The sequence below is a fragment of the Mycobacterium sp. genome (assembly GCF_032159765.1).
In the GTDB taxonomy this organism is placed as follows: Bacteria; Actinomycetota; Actinomycetes; order Mycobacteriales; family Mycobacteriaceae; genus Mycobacterium.
Genome location: NZ_JAVHWM010000039.1, coordinates 18296 through 35450, shown reverse-complemented (window position 1 = coordinate 35450; position 17155 = coordinate 18296). Strand labels below are relative to the sequence as shown.

Sequence of the window (17155 nt, the reverse complement as noted above, 5' to 3'; positions counted from 1 at the left end):
CCATGTCCAAGATCAAGGTCGAAGGCCCAGTTGTCGAGCTGGACGGCGACGAGATGACCCGGATCATCTGGAAGTTCATCAAGGACATGCTGATCCTGCCGTACCTGGACATCGACCTCGACTACTACGACCTGGGCATCGAGCATCGCGACGAGACCGACGACCAGGTGACCATCGATGCGGCACACGCGATCCAGAAGCACGGCGTCGGCGTCAAGTGCGCCACCATCACCCCCGACGAAGCGCGGGTCAAGGAATTCAACCTGAAGGAGATGTGGCTGTCGCCCAACGGCACCATCCGAAACATCTTGGGCGGCACCATCTTCCGCGCGCCGATCGTCATCAACAATGTGCCACGGCTGGTACCGGGCTGGACCAAGCCGATCATCATCGGCCGGCACGCATTTGGCGATCAGTACCGCGCAGACAATTTCAAGGTCGACCGGCCCGGCACGTTCACGGTGACGTTCACCCCGGACGACGGCAGCGAACCGATCGTGCACGACGTGGTCAAGATCCCCGAGGACGGCGGGGTGATGATGGGCATGTACAACTTCAAGAAATCCATCGAGGACTTCGCTCGCGCGTCGTTCAAGTACGGGCTCAAAGAGCGCTATCCGGTGTACCTGTCGACGAAGAACACCATCCTGAAGGCCTACGACGGCATGTTCAAAGACGAGTTCCAGCGCATTTACGACGAGGAGTTCAAAGAGGAGTTCGAAGCCAATGGGCTGTCCTACGAGCACCGGCTGATCGACGACATGGTGGCCTCATGCCTCAAGTGGGAGGGCGGCTATGTCTGGGCATGCAAGAACTACGACGGCGACGTGCAATCCGACACGGTCGCACAGGGTTACGGGTCACTGGGCCTGATGACGTCGGTGCTGATGACCCCGGACGGCAGGATCGTGGAGGCCGAGGCCGCGCACGGCACCGTCACGCGGCATTTCCGTCAGCACCAGGCCGGCAAGCCCACGTCGACCAACCCGATCGCGTCGATCTTCGCCTGGACCCGAGGCCTCGACCATCGAGGGAAGCTCGACAACACTGCGGAGGTCGTCGACTTCGCACAACAGCTTGAACACGTCGTCATCGAGACGGTCGAGGGCGGCCAGATGACCAAGGACCTGGCATCGCTGATCGGTCCCGACCAGGAGTACCTGAGCACCGAGGAGTTCATGGGCGCCCTCGACGACAACCTGCAGAAGGCGCTGGCCTAGCCGGCCGATTGCGCCCGCGGCCGGTGGACGTACTGATCGACGAAGCCAAGGATGACGTCGGCGACGCGCTCAGGTGCCTCGAACATCGGGATGTGGCCGACGTCGTCGAACTCGGTGACCTGTGTGATCTCCGGGATGGCTCCGGTGAACCCGCGGGTGTAGCGCGGGTGGGGCAGTACCCGGTCCTTCTCGCAGATCACCAGATGCGTCGGCACCCGGGTGTCGGCCAGTTCCATCAGCCCGGGAGCCAGCAGCGACTTGATCAACAACTGGTAGTACGCCGGGCAATTCGCGACGTCGTCGAGGATATCGAGCATGTTCTCGTCGCTGAGCCGCTCGGGGTACGCGCTGATCGGGAAATGGGCAAGCCACCGGGCGAACGGAATTCGCATCGAGTGCTTCTTGAGGAGCTTCACCACGACGTAGACCGGTGCTCCCGCCAAGAACTTCGCGACGATCTCGAACTTGACCGGGGACCAGCGGTGCCAGCCACCGGCCGGGGCGATCGCGGTCACCGTGCGGGCGCGGGCGCGTCGCTCCAACTCGAAGGCGACCCAGCCGCCCAGCGAGTTGCCGACGATGTGCGCGGTGTGCCAGCCGAGTTCGTCCATCTGCCGTTCGACGTGATCGGCGAGGGTGGCGCTGCCCAGGAACGACGAGCCTTTCGGGCCGCCGTTGTGGCCTGCCATGGTCGGTGCGAACACCTCGTAGCGACCGGCGTCGGCAATTCGCGGCGCGACGTCTTTCCACACCGTCTGGGACATGATGAATGGGTGCAGCAAAAGCATCGGCTCGCCGGAGCCCACATGGATCGGTGCACGCTCAGCCATGGGGTGACGATAAAGGCGATACCGCCGGTACCGCAAATTACAAGGAAACCCGCTTGAGGTGGCGTGGAAAGATTCAGTGGTCATGAGCAGTCAAAAACGCGTCTTCTCCGGTGTCCAGCCCACTTCCGACTCCCTGCATCTGGGCAACGCGCTCGGTGCGGTCACGCAGTGGGTGGCGCTTCAGGACGAGTTCGACGCGTTCTTCTGTGTGGTCGACCTCCACGCGATCACCGTGCCTCAGGACCCCGATGTGCTGCGGCGGCGCACGCTGCTGACGGCCGCGCAGTACCTGGCTCTGGGTATCGACCCGGCCCGCAGCACCATTTTCGTGCAGAGCCATGTGCCCGCTCATACCGAATTGGCTTGGGTGCTGGGGTGTTTCACCGGATTCGGGCAAGCATCGCGGATGACGCAGTTCAAGGACAAGGCGCAGCGGCAGGGTACGGATTCCACGACCGTGGGACTGTTCACCTACCCGGTGCTGCAGGCCGCCGACGTCTTGCTCTACGACACCGACCTGGTTCCGGTCGGTGAGGACCAGCGTCAACATCTCGAGCTCGCCCGCGATGTGGCGCAACGATTCAACAGCCGCTTCCCCGGCACCTTCGTCGTGCCCGACGTGCTGATCCGCAAAGCGACCGCCAAGATCTACGACCTCGCCGACCCGACGGCGAAGATGAGCAAGTCGGCAGCCACCGACGCCGGTGTGATCAACCTGCTCGACGATCCCAAGATCACCGCCAAGAAGATCCGTTCCGCGGTCACCGACAGCGTCAGAGCGGTCCGCTACGACCCCGACGCGCAGCCGGGCGTCTCCAACCTGCTGGTCATCCAGTCGGCGGTGACGGGTGAAAGCGTCGAGAAGCTCGTCGACGCCTATGCAGGCCGCGGCTACGGGGATCTGAAGGCCGACACCGCTGACGCCGTCGTCGAGTTCGTCGCCCCGCTCAAGTCCCGGGTGGACGAGTTGGTCAGCGACACAACGGAGTTGGAGGCAATCCTGACGAAGGGCGCCGAACGGGCCCGCGAGGTGTCGGCGAAGACGGTCGCGAACGTCTATGAGCGGCTAGGGTTCTTCCAGATTCCGTAGCGGGGGAGCAGTGGCGAAGAAGGACACGTCGGAACCGGACAAGCCCGGCTTTCTCGACCGGCTGCGGATGCGGTTTCCGTGGTTCGACCATGTGATGCGGGCCGCGCAGCGCTATCAGGATTGCAAGGGTGATTTCTTCGCCGCCGGGATCACGTACTTCACCGTGTTCGCGCTGTTTCCGTTGATGATGGTCGGTTTCTCGGTAGCGGGATTCGTGCTGGTCCGCCACCAGGATTGGTTGAATCAGATCAAGGACTGGGTCAAGGGATCGGTGAAGGGCGACACCGCGCAGACCCTGACGTCGTTGATCGACGCCGCGGTCGATTCACGGACCTCAGTCGGTCTGATCGGCCTTGCCGTTGCGGCGTATGCGGGATTGGGCTGGATCGGCAACCTGCGTGAAGCCCTGAGCGCGATGTGGGAGCAGCGTCACGAGCCGGGCGGCTTTGTCCGCACGAAGCTCTCGGATCTGATGGCCTTGGTTTCGGTGTTCTTGGCGATCATCGTGACGGTCGGGCTCACTGCCCTGACCACCAGCGACCTGATGCAAAAAGTGCTGAGCTGGTTCAATCTTGAGGACGCGCCCGGCGTGACCTTGGCGCTGAAGATCGTCACGCAGCTGCTGTCACTGGGGATTTCGTGGCTGCTGTTCTCATGGATGATCGCGCGGTTGCCCCGGGAATCGCTGAGCTTGCGAAGTGCCGGGAAGGCCGGGCTGCTGGCGGCGATCGGCTTCGAGGTCTTCAAACACGTAGCGTCGATCTACCTGAGCCGAATCACGCATGGGCCGGCCGGGGCCACGTTCGGTCCCGTGCTTGGTCTGCTGGTGTTTGCGTACATCACCGCGCGGATGATCCTGTTCGCGACGGCATGGGCAGCGACGTCCACCGAGAACCTTGCCCTCGCCCCGGTCGCAGCGCCTGGCCCCGCGACAATCGAGCCGCGCGACTTCGGCGACGAGGGCGCCCGCGCCCGCACAGCGGTGGTGGCAGGGATCGTGGGAGCGCTTGCCGCGCTTGGCCTTTCGCGGCTGCGATCCAAAAAAAGGTGAGCGCGGCTGCGACGGCGCCGTGACTAGCTGTGCGCGCGGCGGTTGATTGAGCGCGCGCCGAGCATCAACCCGAACACGGTGACGGTGCCGACGATCGCCACACCGATCCGCACGGGCAGCTCGTTGACGGCGGTGGGAAAGCTGGCCGCGGCCAGCCCCGGGGCGGCGGGTCCGGCGTTCGCGATACTCAGCGACGGGTCTGGGTCGACGAGCTTGCCGACTCGCGTGCCGGGGGGTGTGGCGTACCCGTAGTCGAGCAGATGGGCCGCCTGCTCCCACGGCGCGATCGGTTGGCGCGTGCCTTTGAGCAGCACTGCCACCAGGCGCCGACCGTCGCGGTTGGCCGCCCCGACGAACGTCTGGCCGGCGTCGTCGGTGTAGCCGGTCTTGCCGCCGATCGCACCCGGGTAGTTGTACAAGAGCTGGTTGTCGTTCTCGAGCGTGTATCCGGGATGGTCGGTCTTGTCCGGATCGTCGGCCCGCGCCGGGTGACCGGGGAACTCGAACGTGCGGGTCGCCACCACTTGCGCGAATGTCGGGTTCTCCCACGCGTAGCGGTAGAACAACCCCATGTCGTAGGCCGACGTGCTCATGCCCGGCCCGTCAAGACCGGAGGGCGTGGCCACGCGGGTGTCGCTGGCGCCGAGCTTGCCTGCGAGCGTGTTGATCTTGCCAAGCGCGGCGTCCATGCCACCCAACTGCATCGCCAGCGCGTGCGCGGCGTCGTTGCCGGAGTGCATCAGCAGGCCGTGCAGCAACTGGAAGACGGTGTAGTTTCCGCCGACGTCCACACCGACCCGGGTGCCGTCGGCGTTGCCGTCCTCGACGGTTCCCGCGACGACCTTGTCCTGGCTCAACTCGTTGATCGACGCCATCGCGATCAGCACCTTGATGACGCTGGCGGGCCGATGCCTGCCGTGCGGATCCTTGGCGGCGATGACGTCGCCGTTGTCGAGGTCGGCGACCAGCCATGCCTCGGCGGAGACATCGTCGGGCAGTGGTGGCGTGTTCGGCGCGACGACGACGCCGCAGCCGGACAGCGCTTTGCCGCCGACCGGATCAGCCGGAACGGCCAGTGGTTGCGGCGGGTCGCCGGCCGTCGGCACCTCCGACTCGTCGACGGCAGGGGGCGTGGAGACGCGGTAGGGGCAACTCGCGCCGTCCGGTGACGCGGCGGGTTCGCCGTGGGCGGCCGGCATCGTCAGCAGTGCCGGGGCGCAGACCATCAACACGGCCGTGACCAGGCCTGCAGCGCCGCGGCCCGCGGTTCGCAAAGTCGCCATCGTGTGCAGGTTAGGCGGCGTATCCCGCGATTCCAGGGAGCCACGCTGTGACTGGTGTGGTTTGTGTTGCAAATGTGGCCACGGGGCGTGGGTCGCCGCGGCGAAATTCACGTTATGCAGAAGAAGTGCGAGAAAGGCTCTGCGTAACGTGAATCTCGACGAAAAGGCCCGGACTACAGCCTGGCCCAGGCCTCCGACAGCACGTGGCGCAACTTCTGCTCGATCTCGTCGAAGACGGCCTGCCCGCTGATCAGCGGCGGCGCCAGTTGCACCACGGGGTCGCCGCGGTCGTCGGCGCGGCAGTACAACCCGGCCTCGAACAACGCCGAGGACAGGAAACCGCGCAGCAACCGTTCGGATTCGTCGTCGTCAAAAGTGGCCTTGCTCGTTTTGTCTTTGACGAGCTCGATCCCGTAGAAGAACCCCTCGCCGCGGACGTCGCCGACGATCGGCAGGTCGTAGAGCTTCTCCAACGTGGCGCGGAATGCGGGTGCGTTCTCCTTCACGTGAGCGTTGAGGCCCTCGCGCTCGAAGATGTCGAAGTTGGCCAGCGCGACCGCTGAGGAGACCGCGTGGCCGCCGAACGTATACCCGTGCGGGAACGTCGTCTTGCCGTCGTTGAAAGGCTCGAACAGCCGGTCCGTGGCGATCATCGCGCCGATCGGCGAGTAGCCCGACGTCATGCCCTTCGCGCAGGTGACGATGTCCGGCTGGTAACCGAAATCCTCGCAGGCGAACATCGAGCCGATCCGGCCGAACGCGCAAATCACCTCATCGGAAACCAGCAAAACGTCGTATTCGTCGCAGATTTCGCGCACGCGCTCGAAGTAGCCCGGCGGTGGCGGGAAACAGCCGCCCGCGTTCTGGACGGGCTCGAGAAACACCGCCGCGACAGTGTCGGGCCCTTCGAACTCGATTGCCTCGGCGATCCGGTCGGCAGCGTAGCGGCCGAACTCCTTCTGATCGACGTCGAAAGGCGCTGGGGCGCGGTAGAAGTTCGTGTTCGGCACGCGGAAGCCGCCGGGGACCAGCGGCTCGAACGGCGCCTTGAAGGAAGGCAGGCCGGTGATCGACAGCGCGCCCTGGGGCGTGCCGTGATAAGCGATCGACCGCGAAATCACTTTGTACTTACCGGGTTTGCCCGTCAGCTTGAAGAACTGCTTGGCCAGCTTCCACGCCGATTCGACAGCCTCACCGCCGCCGGTGGTGAAGAACACCCGGTTCAGATCACCGGGCGCGTACTGCGCAAGGCGGTCTGCCAACTCGATTGCCGTCGGTGTCGCATACGACCACAGCGGGAAGAAGGCGAGCTCGCGGGCCTGCTTGGCCGCGACCTCTGCGAGTTCTGCGCGGCCGTGGCCGACCTGGACGACGAACAACCCGGACAGGCCGTCGAGATAGCTCTTGCCGTGGCTGTCCCAGATTCGCACGCCCTCACCGCGAACGATGACCGGTGGCGTGATGCCCGGCCCGTGCCTGGCGAAGTGGCCCCATAGATGCCGATCGGCCTTGGCCGACAACTCTGTCGACGTCATCGTGTACCCCAATTGTATTGCTGTTTGACAAGTTTCAGGTATACCAGCGTCTCGGTTGAGGTCACGCCGGGCAGTGCGCGAATCTGCGTGTTGAGCAGCTCGAGCAGATCGTCGTCGTCCTCGCACACCACCTCGACGATCACGTCGAAGGACCCGGCGGTCAACACCACGTAGTCGATCGACGGCAGGGCCGCAAGCTTCTCCCCGAGCTTGATCGCGTCGCCCGTGCAGCGGATGCCGATCTGCGCCTGGCGGGCGAACCCGAGCTGCATCGGGTCGGTGACCGCCACGATCTGCATCACGCCGGCGTCGATCAACCGCTGCACGCGCTGGCGCACGGCCGCTTCGGACAGTCCGATGGCCTTGCCGATGCCGGCATAGGACCGTCGGCCGTCCTCCTGCAGTTGCTCGATGATCTTCTTGGACAGATCGTCGAGCTGGACCCCGGCCGCGGCCCGCGCCGGGCCCGCCCGCAGGGGGACCGCCTGAATGCGAGCCCGGCCGTCGGCTTTGGCCATCAGATCAACCGTCCTTTGTGTACTCCGTGCCGGTCTCGGGATCGACCGCGGTCTTGCCCGGTGGCAGGTTCGAAAGATCGTGCGCGACGATCGTGTCCTCTCGAGAGTCTGGCAACCTCCCCACCGTCGGCGCTCCCGCCCCCACCCCGGCGGGCGCGTGCTCGAGCACCAGGTCCGCGCTCCGCATCGGCAATGTCTCGCCTTTGAAGAATCTCGGAGCCATCGCCCACCAGACGAACATCAGGATCACACCGAGCAGCAGAGCCCCGACACCTACCACCGCGACCGCGCCGAACCCGAAGATAGTCACGTTGTTCCCGTCGTCGTCGGTGAGCCAATCGACCTCCGCGTACTTGATCAGGCCGTAGACGAACATCACGAACAGGCTGACGCCGCCGAGCAAGGGGACGACGCCCCGCATGACGAAGTCACGGGCGTTGCGAGTCAACGTCTTGCGGTAGAACCACACGCACGCCAAGCCGGTCAGCCCGTAGTAGAACGCGATCATCAGTCCGACCGACCCGATCAGAGCAGTTAGCAGGTTAGTGCTGATCACCGTGAACAGCAGATAGAACAGGATCGATACCGCGCCCATCACGATCGTCGACACGCTCGGCGTCAGGTACTTGCGATGGATCTTCGCGAACGAATCGGGCAGCGCCTTGTAGACGCCCATTGACAGCGTCGTCCTCGCCGTCGGCAGGACCGTCGTCTGTGTCGACGCGGACGCCGACGTCAGGATTGACGCGGCCAGCAGCAGCAGCCCGATGTGCCCGAGAACGCTGTCGCCGAACAGGGGCGGCCCGATAGCGCGGAATACATCGTCTGAGTTGTCGGTGTTGCCCAGCCCAATGCCCTCTTCGCCAACGCCTGCGTACGCGACGGCGGCAACCGACACCAGCGCGTACGTGGCCAGCAGCAGGAAGGTGGAGATCACGGCCGCCCGTCCCGGGTTGCGGCCGGGGTCGTCGGATTCCTCGTTGCATGCGACGGCAGTGTCCCAGCCCCAGTAGATGAAGATCGTGGTCAATATCGCGGGGGCGATGACATCCCCGAACCCCATTCCGCTGGGCCAGAACCAGGACAGCGAAGGCATCAGCGAATAGTCCTCAGCCTGATGGGTGTAGACCTTGTACAGCGCGACAACGGCGAAGAGCACCAGCACGATGACCTCGATGGACAGCAGCGCGTACTGGATGCGCGCCGACACCTCGATGCCGCGATAACAGATGTAGGTCATCACGACGATCCAGATCACGCCCGCGACCGTCGACCACACCACGTTGTCGGCCAGGTTTGCGACCGAATCCCCGGCCCCGAGTTCGCCGACGAACGTGAACGAGTACGAACCGGCGATCTGCGCCAGGTTGGCCATCACGATGACGTCGGCGGCGATGATGCCCCACCCGCCCAGCCATCCGACAATCGGCCCGAACGTACGAGACGCCCAAGTGAAGGTGGTGCCGCAGTCCGGCTCTGCCTTGTTGAGTTCCTGATAGGCCACCGCGATCAGGTACATCGGGATGAACGAGATCAGCACGATCGCGGGGGCTTTGACCCCGACACTCGTGTGGTTTATCGCGACGATCAGGCCCAGCGTGGCCGCCAGGCTGTATGCCGGCGCGGTGGACGCCATCCCGACGACGATGCTCGACACCAGACCGAGTGCGCCGCCCTTGAGGCCCTTGCTTTCGACGTTCGTAGCCGTAGGTTCACTTACAGTCATGCGTCGGACACTACGATTTCAGTCGTCATTTCGCTTAGGTACGACGGATTTATTTCCCTCGTTGTAACACGGCAACGGAATCGGCCCTGACTAGGCTGATTGGGTGACCGCTGCACAGCGTGTCGACGAGTTCGAGACCCTCCGGCCGCATCTGCTCGCCGTGGGTTATCGGCTCACGGGCACCTATGCCGACGCCGAGGACGTGGTGCAGGACGCGTGGTTGCGTTGGCAGCGGTCATCGGTCGCGCCGGACGATCTGCGGGCCTGGCTCACGACGGTGGTGAGCCGGCTCGCGCTGGACCGGCTGAGATCAGCGGCGCACCGGCGTGAGGCGTACCTCGGAGATTGGCTGCCGGAGCCGGTGGTGACCACGTTCGGCGTGGCCGATCCGCTGGCGGCGGTGGTGGCCCATGAGGACGCGCGCTATGCGGCGATGGTGGTGCTGGAGAAGCTGACTCCCGATCAGCGCGTGGCCTTCGTCCTGCACGACGGGTTCGGCGTGCCGTTCTCCGAGATCGCGTCGATTCTCGCGGTGAGCGACGCATCGGCGCGACAGCTGGCCTCGCGGGCGCGCCGGCTGGTGAGCGATCATGACGGACCGGTTGACACCGCGCACGACGAGATCGTCGGCCGCTTCCTGGCCGCGATGGCGTCAGGCGACCTCGACGCCGTCGTCTCGCTGCTGCATCCTGACGTGACATTCACCGGTGACTCGAACCGCAAGGCGCCCACGGCTTTCCGTCCCGTCGAGGGCCCGACCAAGGTGGCGCGGTTCCTGTTCGGGCTGGCCCGCCGCTACGGGCCAGGGTGGCTCGAGTCGAGTCAATTGGCGTTGATCAACGGCGAACTCGGCGCGTACACACCGGGCACGCCCGCCCGCGACGGCTTCCCCGAGATGATGCCGCGCATCACGGTGCTCAGTGTGCGCGACGGAAAGATCTGGGCCGTGTGGGATGTGGCGAACCCCGACAAGTTCAGTGGCTCGCCGCTGTCTGATCGCCTTCCAGCTGCTGGTTCCCCCATGGAACCCGGCACGCGTCACCCGAGCTGAAGCCCTGCTCGGTGATGCCGAGCGCGGTGTTCATCCGGGCCCGCATGTTCTCCAGGCCCACCTGATACGTCAGCTCGATTACTCCGGCGTCACCGAAGCGCGCGCGCAAATCCGCGACCTGCTCGTCGGTGACGGTGTGCGGGTCCGTCGTCATTGCGTCGGCGTAGGCGATCGCCGCCCGCTCGTCGTCGGTGTAACGCGGCGAGGTGGCGTAGTCGTCGATGTGCTTCAGCCGGTCGACGTCGAGGCCTTCCATGCGGATCAGCATCGCGCCGAAGTCCACGCACCACGAACATCCGATCGCGCGGGCGGTCCAGTAGACGGCAAGCTCGCGGACATTGGCGGGAAGCTTTGTCGACGCCCGCTCGACGGCCGTCTCATGGATAGCGCCAGCGATCAGCAGCCCGCGATGATGCGCGGTGATCGCGAAGGGCTCGGGCACCTCGCCGAAGCGGCGTTTGGCGTAGCGGTACATCGCGCGGGTGAGCAGGCCGGCGCGCTTCGGGGGCAGGGATTCGATGCGTGTTTTCTGGGTCATGCCCTGTAGACGATGCACTCGATGAAGATGTGACGCCGACGCTTCAGAACGTTGGCTCTAGTCTGTCGGCGTGGATATCAACGGAGTAAGTGCAATCGTCACAGGTGGGGCGTCCGGTATCGGTGCCGCCACCGCCCGCCAGTTGGCCGCCAAGGGCGCCAGGGTCGTCATCGCTGATTTGCAGGCCGACCGCGGCCAGGAACTCGCCCACGAGATCGGCGGCGCGTTCGTCAGCGTCGACGTCACCAACACCGCTCAGATCGAAGACGCGGTCAACACCGCGGTCGACCTGGGTCCGCTGCGTGCCCTGGTCAACTCGGCCGGTGTCGGCTGGGCGCAGCGCACTATCGGCAAGGACGGCGAGTTCGAATCGGCACACAACCTGGACGCCTACAAGAAGGTGCTCGCCATCAACCTGGTCGGCACCTTCGACTGCATCCGGTTGGCCGCGACCGCGATGAGCCGGCTCGATCCCACTGAGACGGGTGAGCGCGGCGCGATCGTGAACATGACCAGCGTTGCCGCTTTCGACGGCCAGATCGGTCAGGCCGCGTACTCGTCGTCGAAGGGCGGCGTGGTGGGCATGACGCTGCCTGTGGCCCGCGACCTGTCAGCCGTCGGGATTCGCGTCAACACCGTGGCGCCGGGGCTGATCGACACCCCGATCTACGGCGAGGGCGAGGCTTCCGAGGCGTTCAAAGCCAAGCTGGGCGAGTCGGTTCTGTTTCCACGGCGGCTGGGCACACCCGACGAGCTCGCCTCGATGGTGCTCGAATTGATCACCAACTCCTACATGAACGCCGAAGTCGTCCGGGTCGACGGCGGTATCCGGATGCCGCCGAAATAGTTTGGAGGTCATTGATGACGACGGCTGCGGAGCTGATGGTCAAGTGCCTTGAATCCGACGGGGTGGAGGTTGTCTTCGGCATCCCGGGGGAGGAGAACATCCACTTCATCAAAGCCTTGGCGGCTTCGCCGATCCGTTACGTGCTGACACGGCACGAGCAGGGTGCATCGTTCATGGCCGAGATGTACGGCCGCGTCACCGGACGCGCGGCCGTGGTGTCGAGCACGCTGGGGCCGGGCGCCATCAACATGCAGCTCGGTGTCGCCGACGCAACGACCAACAGCACGCCGCTCGTCGCGATCTCGGCACAGGTGGGGCAGGACCGCGAATTCAAAGAGTCGCATCAATACGTCAACCTCACGTCGATGTTCCGTCCCATCACCCTGTGGGCTGAGGGCGTGCCGACGCCGCGCGCGATACCCGAGATGTTCCGCAAGGCGTTCAAAACCGCGGAGACCGAACGACCCGGCGCGGTGTACCTTGCGATTCCCGAACACATCGACGCCGACGAAGACGACTACGACCTTGCGCCGCTGCGTCGCGACGTCGTGCGGCCCGACGCTCCGTCACCGAGCCAGATCGAGCGTGCGGCCGCGATGTTGCGGGAAGCCAAGCGCCCGGTGGTGCTGGCCGGCCACGGCGCAGCACGCGGCCACGCCACCGAGGCGCTGATCCGTTTGGCCGAGGCGCTGGGAGTGAACGTAGCCAACACTTTTCACGGCAAGGGCGTGATGCCCGACGATCACCCCAACAGCATGGGCACGATCGGGTTCATGCGCCACGACTACGCGAACTTCGGATTTGACAACGCCGACGCGGTGATCGCCGTCGGCTACGAGCTGCAGGAGTTCGATCCCGTCAAGATCAATCCGAAGGCGGACAAGAAGATCATCCACGTGCACCGCTTTCCCGCAGAGGTTGACGCCCACTACGGCGTCGATGTCGGCATCATCGGCGACATCACCGCCTCGCTGGACGCGCTCACCGAGGCGCTGGACGGCAAGCGTTTTGACGCCGACACCGACACGTCGATGGCCGACCTCCTCGCTGAGGAACTCACACGGGGACAACAGGATTCACGGTTTCCCCTCGCGCCGCAACGTATCGTCGCCGACACCCGTGCTGCGCTCGGCCGCGACGACGTCGTGCTGGTGGACACCGGCGCGATCAAGATGTGGATGGCTCGTCTGTACCCCACGTACGAGCCCAACACCTGCTTGATCTCCAACGGGCTGTCCACCATGGGCTTCTCGCTGCCGGGAGCGCTCGGCGTGAAGCTGGCTCGGCCTGAGGCAAAGGTGCTGGCGACGATGGGTGACGGTGCGTTCCTGATGAACAGCCAGGAAATCGAAACCGCTGTCCGCGAACGGATCCCGCTGGTGGTGCTGATCTGGGAGGACAGCGGCTACGGGCTCATCGAGTGGAAGATGGACCTGGAACTCGGCGATCACTACTACGTCGACTTCACCAACCCCGACATTGTGAAGTACGCGGAAAGCTTCGGCGCCAAGGGTTATCGCATCGCCAGCGCCGACGAACTGTTGCCGACGTTGACGGCCGCCCTTGCCGACGACGGTGTGTCGGTGATCGCCTGCCCGGTGGACTACTCGGAAAACCTGCGCCTCACCGACAGGCTGGGCGAGCTGGAGGAGAGTCTCTAGCCCGACCGGATATTCTCGCCGAAATCTGCACCAGGGCTGCGCTATTCGCGAAATTACGCCCCTGGTGCAGATTTCGATGTGCCGGTGGGCTAGCCGTTGAACAGCAGCGCGCGCTTGACCTCTTGGATCGCCTTTGTCACCTCGATGCCGCGCGGACAGGATTCCGTGCAGTTGAACGTCGTTCGGCAGCGCCACACACCGTCGACCTCGTTGAGGATCTCCAGCCTCTCGGCGGCGGCCTCGTCGCGGGAGTCGAAGATGAACCGATGCGCGTTGACGATCGCCGCCGGGCCGAAGTAGCTGCCTTCCGTCCAGTAGACCGGGCAACTCGTCGTGCAGCACGCGCACAGAATGCATTTCGTGGTGTCGTCGTAGCGGGCGCGATCGACCTGGCTCTGGATGCGTTCGCGCGTCGGCGGGTTCCCGGTGGTGATCAGGTACGGCTTGATCGCGCGGTAGGCGTCGAAGAACGGCTCCATGTCGACCACGAGATCCTTCTCCACCGGCAGCCCGCGGATCGGCTCGATCGTGACGGTCAGCTGCTTGCCTGCCTTCTTCGGCAGCAGGTCGCGCATCAGCACCTTGCACGCCAACCGGTTGACCCCGTTGATGCGCATCGCATCTGAGCCGCAGACGCCGTGCGCGCACGAGCGCCGGAACGTCAAAGTGCCGTCAAGGTAGCCCTTGACATAGAGGAGCAGGTTGAGCAGCCGGTCGGTGGGCAGGCACGGCACCCGGAAGCTCTGCCAGCCTGCGGCGTCCGGGTTTTCGGGGTTGAACCGGGCGATCTTCAGCGTGACCATCACCGCGCCGTCGGGAATCGGCGGCAGCGGCGGATCGCCCACCTCCGGCGCTTCCGCAACCTGTTCCGTCACGTCAGTACTTCCGTTCCATCGGCTCGTACCGGGTCTGCACCACCGGCTTGTAGTCCAGCTTGATGTCGGCCAGAAGTTCGGTCGCCCAGTTCGTTTCGCGCGCGTCGTCGATGACCTTGTAGGCCATGGTGTGCCGCATGTAATTGGTGTCGTCGCGGTTCGGGTAGTCCTCGCGGGCGTGGCCGCCGCGAGACTCCTTGCGGTTCAGCGCACCTGCGACGGTCACCTCGGCCAGCTCGAGCAGGAAGCCGAGTTCGATGGCCTCCAGAAGGTCGCTGTTGTACCGCTTGCCCTTGTCGTGCACCGAGATTCTGGCATAACGCTCCTTCAGCGCGTGAATGTCGGTCAATGCCTGCTTCAGCGTCTCCTCCGTGCGGAACACCGCAGCGTTGTTGTCCATCGACTGCTGCAGTGCGGAGCGGATGTCGGCCACGCGCTCGTTGCCGTGCTCGGAGAGGATGTCGCCCACCCACTCGACCACCATCGCGGCGGGCTCCGGGGGCATCTCCACGAAGTCGTAATGCTCGGCGTAGTCGGCTGCGGCCAGGCCGGCGCGGCGCCCGAACACATTGATGTCCAGCAGCGAATTCGTGCCCAGGCGGTTCGCGCCGTGCACGGACACGCAAGCGCACTCGCCGGCAGCGTACAGGCCTGGCACGGCAGTTATGTTGTCGCGCAACACCTGTCCGTGCACGGTGGTCGGAATCCCGCCCATCACGTAGTGACACGTCGGGTACACCGGCACCAGCTCCTTGACTGGGTCGACGCCCAGGTACGTGCGGGCGAACTCCGTGATGTCGGGCAGCTTCGCCTCCAGCACATCGGCGCCCAGATGCCGCACGTCGATGTAGACGTAGTCCTTGTGCGGGCCTGCGCCGCGGCCTTCGAGCACTTCTCGTACCATTGAGCGGGCCACGATGTCGCGCGGCGCCAGGTCGACGATCGTCGGCGCGTAGCGCTCCATGAACCGTTCGCCCTCACCGTTGAGCAGCCGGCCGCCCTCGCCACGCACCGCCTCGGAGATCAGAATGCCAAGCCCAGCCAAGCCCGTCGGGTGGAACTGGTGAAACTCCATGTCCTCCAACGGAAGTCCCTTGCGGAAGACGATCCCGATGCCGTCGCCTGTCAGGGTGTGCGCATTCGAGGTCGTCTTGTACATCCGGCCCGAACCGCCGGTGGCGATGACGATCGCCTTGGAGTGGAAGACGTGGATGTCGCCGGACGCGAGCTCGTAGGCGACTACGCCCGTCGCCACCGGGCCACCCGGCGTCTCCGTCAAAGCGAGGTCGAGGACGTAGAACTCGTTGAAGAACTCGACGTCGTGCTTGACGCAGTTCTGGTAGAGCGTCTGCAGAATCATGTGGCCTGTGCGGTCCGCGGCGTAACACGCGCGGCGTACCGGGGCCTTGCCGTGATCACGGGTGTGCCCGCCGAACCGGCGCTGGTCGATGCGGCCCTCGGGTGTCCGGTTGAACGGCATCCCCATCTTCTCGAGGTCCAGCACCGCGTCGATGGCTTCCCTGCACATGATCTCGACGGCGTCCTGGTCGGCGAGGTAGTCGCCACCCTTGACGGTGTCGAACGTGTGCCATTCCCAGTTGTCGTCCTCGACATTGGCCAGCGCGGCGCACATTCCGCCCTGCGCGGCGCCGGTATGGCTGCGCGTCGGGTACAACTTGGTCAGCACCGCGGTGCGTACCCGGGGCCCGGCCTCCACGGCAGCGCGCATCCCGGCCCCGCCCGCACCGACGATCACCACGTCGTAGCGATGTTGGCGAATCATTGCTCGGCCCTCATTGTGTGGCCACGAGATTCGGGTTGAACGTGAGCAGCACGTAGGTGCCGAGCACGAGCGTGAAGATCATCGACACCGCGAGCAGTCGGGTCAGCCAGAAGCGGGTCCAGTCCTTGCGGGCATAGTCGGCGATGATCGTGCGCATACCGTTGGCGCCGTGCAGCTGCGCCAGCCAAAGCAGCAGCAGATCCCAGGTCTGCCAGAACGGCGAATGCCACCGCTGCGCTACGTAGTTGAAGTCGATCCGGTACACCCCGTTGTCGACGATCAGCATCACGAACAGATGCCCCAGCGCCAGGAACACCAGGACGATTCCCGACAACCTCATGAACAGCCACGCGTGCTTCTCGAAGTTCGGCATGCCGGTCCGGTACCGGGGAGAGCGCGGATTGTCCAAGCTGGCCGGCCGGTCATGGCTGCGCTGGAGAACCGGGGCCGGCCAACCCCGGCGGCCTTCTGGACCTGTCGCTCTTCGCGCAAGCGGCTCATCGGCAGCTGTTGCTCTTCGCGCAAGCGGCTCATCGGAAGCTGTTGCTCTTCGCGCAAGCGGCTCATCGGAAGCGCTCACAGGAAACGCTCCGCCATGTGCGCGCCCAACACGATCAGCGCGGCGGTGAGGACCACCACGAAGATGCCCGCGACGATCCACAGCATCAACCGCTGGTAGCGCGGGCCCTGCGACCAGGAGTCGATCAGGATCACCCGAATCCCGTTGAGCGCGTGGAACAGCACCGCGCCCACCAGCCCAGCCTCCATGAGGCCGACGAGCGGCGTCTTGTAGGTGCCGACGACCGCGTCGTAGGCGTTCGGGCTGACTCGCACCAAGGCTGTGTCGACCACGTGGACGAACAGGAAGAAGAAGATCGTCGCTCCGGAAATGCGGTGCAGCACCCACGACCACATGCCCGGGTCTCCGCGATAAAGCGTCTTGCGGGACGGTCTGCTCCGCGGCTCGTCGATTGCTGGGCTACTCATCTGTGCCCTTGGCTCTTGGCACGTGGCTCTTCGCCCAAGGGCTCATCGCTACGCAAGCGCTCATCGCACCTCCAACGACCATCGGTGGACTATTCGGAGCCTAATCCGATTTCGGGCCCGCGAAACGGCAAACACGCACTACGGCCGCAGGGCAGGACGC

The 17155-nt window shown here is 65.0% G+C and carries 15 protein-coding genes and 1 pseudogene; 6 read left to right on the top strand and 10 right to left on the bottom strand.

Features of this window, described 5'->3' with window-relative positions:
- Positions 1–2 precede the first annotated feature (2 nt).
- Positions 3–1220, top strand: a complete 1218-nt coding sequence (locus QOH60_RS04385; RefSeq protein WP_526417489.1) for an NADP-dependent isocitrate dehydrogenase — start codon at positions 3–5, stop codon at positions 1218–1220.
- On the opposite strand, the gene ephH is transcribed toward QOH60_RS04385, so the two are convergent.
- On the bottom strand, positions 1217–2050 hold the full coding sequence (gene ephH, locus QOH60_RS04380; RefSeq protein ID WP_526417487.1) for an epoxide hydrolase EphH: 834 nt from the start codon (positions 2048–2050) through the stop codon (positions 1217–1219). The two genes, QOH60_RS04385 and ephH, sit on opposite strands and share 4 nt — an antisense overlap.
- 82 nt (positions 2051–2132) lie before the next feature.
- Here ephH and trpS point away from each other — a divergent pair, with 82 nt between their 5' ends.
- Both trpS and yhjD read left to right on the top strand, forming a co-directional pair.
- Positions 2133–3140 carry a tryptophan--tRNA ligase gene (gene trpS / locus QOH60_RS04375; protein WP_526417485.1) on the top strand — a complete coding sequence of 336 codons (1008 nt, stop codon included), beginning with the start codon at positions 2133–2135 and terminating at the stop codon, positions 3138–3140.
- 67 nt (positions 3141–3207) lie between these two features.
- Positions 3208–4191 (top strand): inner membrane protein YhjD, encoded by a 984-nt coding sequence (yhjD, locus tag QOH60_RS04370; RefSeq protein WP_526417564.1) that lies wholly within the window; start codon positions 3208–3210, stop codon positions 4189–4191.
- Between the two features lie 23 nt (positions 4192–4214).
- Here yhjD and QOH60_RS04365 read toward each other — a convergent pair whose 3' ends face one another.
- The 4 genes from QOH60_RS04365 to QOH60_RS04350 all read right to left on the bottom strand — a co-directional run bounded on the left by QOH60_RS04365 (position 4215) and on the right by QOH60_RS04350 (position 9253).
- Positions 4215–5474 (bottom strand): D-alanyl-D-alanine carboxypeptidase family protein, encoded by a 1260-nt coding sequence (locus QOH60_RS04365; RefSeq protein ID WP_526417483.1) that lies wholly within the window; start codon positions 5472–5474, stop codon positions 4215–4217.
- A 173-nt stretch (positions 5475–5647) separates the two neighbouring features.
- The gene (locus tag QOH60_RS04360; RefSeq protein ID WP_526417481.1) at positions 5648–7009 is read right to left on the bottom strand and encodes an aspartate aminotransferase family protein; all 1362 of its coding nucleotides are present in this window, start codon (positions 7007–7009) and stop codon (positions 5648–5650) included.
- Positions 7006–7527: an Lrp/AsnC family transcriptional regulator gene (locus tag QOH60_RS04355; RefSeq protein ID WP_526417479.1), complete on the bottom strand. Its 522-nt coding sequence runs from the start codon at positions 7525–7527 to the stop codon at positions 7006–7008. Before QOH60_RS04355 ends, QOH60_RS04360 begins: the two co-directional genes overlap by 4 nt.
- Positions 7528–7531: 4 nt before the next feature.
- A complete protein-coding gene (locus tag QOH60_RS04350) occupies positions 7532–9253 on the bottom strand; it encodes an amino acid permease (protein ID WP_526417477.1) in 1722 nt (573 codons plus the stop codon).
- A 103-nt stretch (positions 9254–9356) separates the two neighbouring features.
- Here QOH60_RS04350 and sigJ point away from each other — a divergent pair, with 103 nt between their 5' ends.
- Positions 9357–10304 carry an RNA polymerase sigma factor SigJ gene (gene sigJ, locus QOH60_RS04345; protein WP_526417475.1) on the top strand — a complete coding sequence of 316 codons (948 nt, stop codon included), beginning with the start codon at positions 9357–9359 and terminating at the stop codon, positions 10302–10304.
- Here the strand turns inward: sigJ and QOH60_RS04340 are convergent.
- Positions 10228–10878: pseudogene (locus QOH60_RS04340) on the bottom strand (carboxymuconolactone decarboxylase family protein); the annotation flags it as partial. The gene sigJ and the pseudogene QOH60_RS04340 overlap by 77 nt on opposite strands.
- 34 nt (positions 10879–10912) lie before the next feature.
- On the opposite strand from QOH60_RS04340, the gene QOH60_RS04335 reads away from it, so the two are divergent.
- Complete coding sequence (locus QOH60_RS04335; RefSeq protein ID WP_526417473.1) at positions 10913–11689, top strand: SDR family NAD(P)-dependent oxidoreductase; 777 nt, start codon at positions 10913–10915, stop codon at positions 11687–11689.
- A gap of 14 nt (positions 11690–11703) precedes the next feature.
- Positions 11704–13350: an acetolactate synthase large subunit gene (locus QOH60_RS04330; protein ID WP_526417471.1), complete on the top strand. Its 1647-nt coding sequence runs from the start codon at positions 11704–11706 to the stop codon at positions 13348–13350.
- A gap of 89 nt (positions 13351–13439) precedes the next feature.
- Here QOH60_RS04330 and QOH60_RS04325 read toward each other — a convergent pair whose 3' ends face one another.
- The 4 genes from QOH60_RS04325 to sdhC form a co-directional block, all read right to left on the bottom strand.
- Positions 13440–14153 (bottom strand): succinate dehydrogenase/fumarate reductase iron-sulfur subunit, encoded by a 714-nt coding sequence (locus QOH60_RS04325; RefSeq protein WP_526417562.1) that lies wholly within the window; start codon positions 14151–14153, stop codon positions 13440–13442.
- A gap of 73 nt (positions 14154–14226) precedes the next feature.
- Positions 14227–16008, bottom strand: a complete 1782-nt coding sequence (gene sdhA / locus QOH60_RS04320) for a succinate dehydrogenase flavoprotein subunit (protein WP_526417469.1) — start codon at positions 16006–16008, stop codon at positions 14227–14229.
- A 10-nt stretch (positions 16009–16018) separates the two neighbouring features.
- Positions 16019–16417: a succinate dehydrogenase hydrophobic membrane anchor subunit gene (locus QOH60_RS04315; RefSeq protein ID WP_526417560.1), complete on the bottom strand. Its 399-nt coding sequence runs from the start codon at positions 16415–16417 to the stop codon at positions 16019–16021.
- 167 nt (positions 16418–16584) lie between these two features.
- Complete coding sequence (sdhC, locus tag QOH60_RS04310) at positions 16585–16995, bottom strand: succinate dehydrogenase, cytochrome b556 subunit (protein ID WP_526417467.1); 411 nt, start codon at positions 16993–16995, stop codon at positions 16585–16587.
- Positions 16996–17155: the final 160 nt, after the last annotated feature.

Bases quoted from the DNA above. Each gene is read 5' to 3' on its own strand.
- QOH60_RS04385 (WP_526417489.1), top strand. From the start codon at position 3: ATGTCCAAGATCAAGGTCGAAGGCCCAGTTGTCGAGCTGGACGGCGAC.
- ephH (WP_526417487.1), bottom strand. From the start codon at position 2,050: ATGGCTGAGCGTGCACCGATCCATGTGGGCTCCGGCGAGCCGATGCTT.
- trpS (WP_526417485.1), top strand. From the start codon at position 2,133: ATGAGCAGTCAAAAACGCGTCTTCTCCGGTGTCCAGCCCACTTCCGAC.
- yhjD (WP_526417564.1), top strand. From the start codon at position 3,208: ATGCGGTTTCCGTGGTTCGACCATGTGATGCGGGCCGCGCAGCGCTAT.
- QOH60_RS04365 (WP_526417483.1), bottom strand. From the start codon at position 5,474: ATGGCGACTTTGCGAACCGCGGGCCGCGGCGCTGCAGGCCTGGTCACG.
- QOH60_RS04360 (WP_526417481.1), bottom strand. From the start codon at position 7,009: ATGACGTCGACAGAGTTGTCGGCCAAGGCCGATCGGCATCTATGGGGC.
- QOH60_RS04355 (WP_526417479.1), bottom strand. From the start codon at position 7,527: ATGGCCAAAGCCGACGGCCGGGCTCGCATTCAGGCGGTCCCCCTGCGG.
- QOH60_RS04350 (WP_526417477.1), bottom strand. From the start codon at position 9,253: ATGACTGTAAGTGAACCTACGGCTACGAACGTCGAAAGCAAGGGCCTC.
- QOH60_RS04330 (WP_526417471.1), top strand. From the start codon at position 11,704: ATGACGACGGCTGCGGAGCTGATGGTCAAGTGCCTTGAATCCGACGGG.
- QOH60_RS04325 (WP_526417562.1), bottom strand. From the start codon at position 14,153: ATGGTCACGCTGAAGATCGCCCGGTTCAACCCCGAAAACCCGGACGCC.
- sdhA (WP_526417469.1), bottom strand. From the start codon at position 16,008: ATGATTCGCCAACATCGCTACGACGTGGTGATCGTCGGTGCGGGCGGG.
- sdhC (WP_526417467.1), bottom strand. From the start codon at position 16,995: ATGAGTAGCCCAGCAATCGACGAGCCGCGGAGCAGACCGTCCCGCAAG.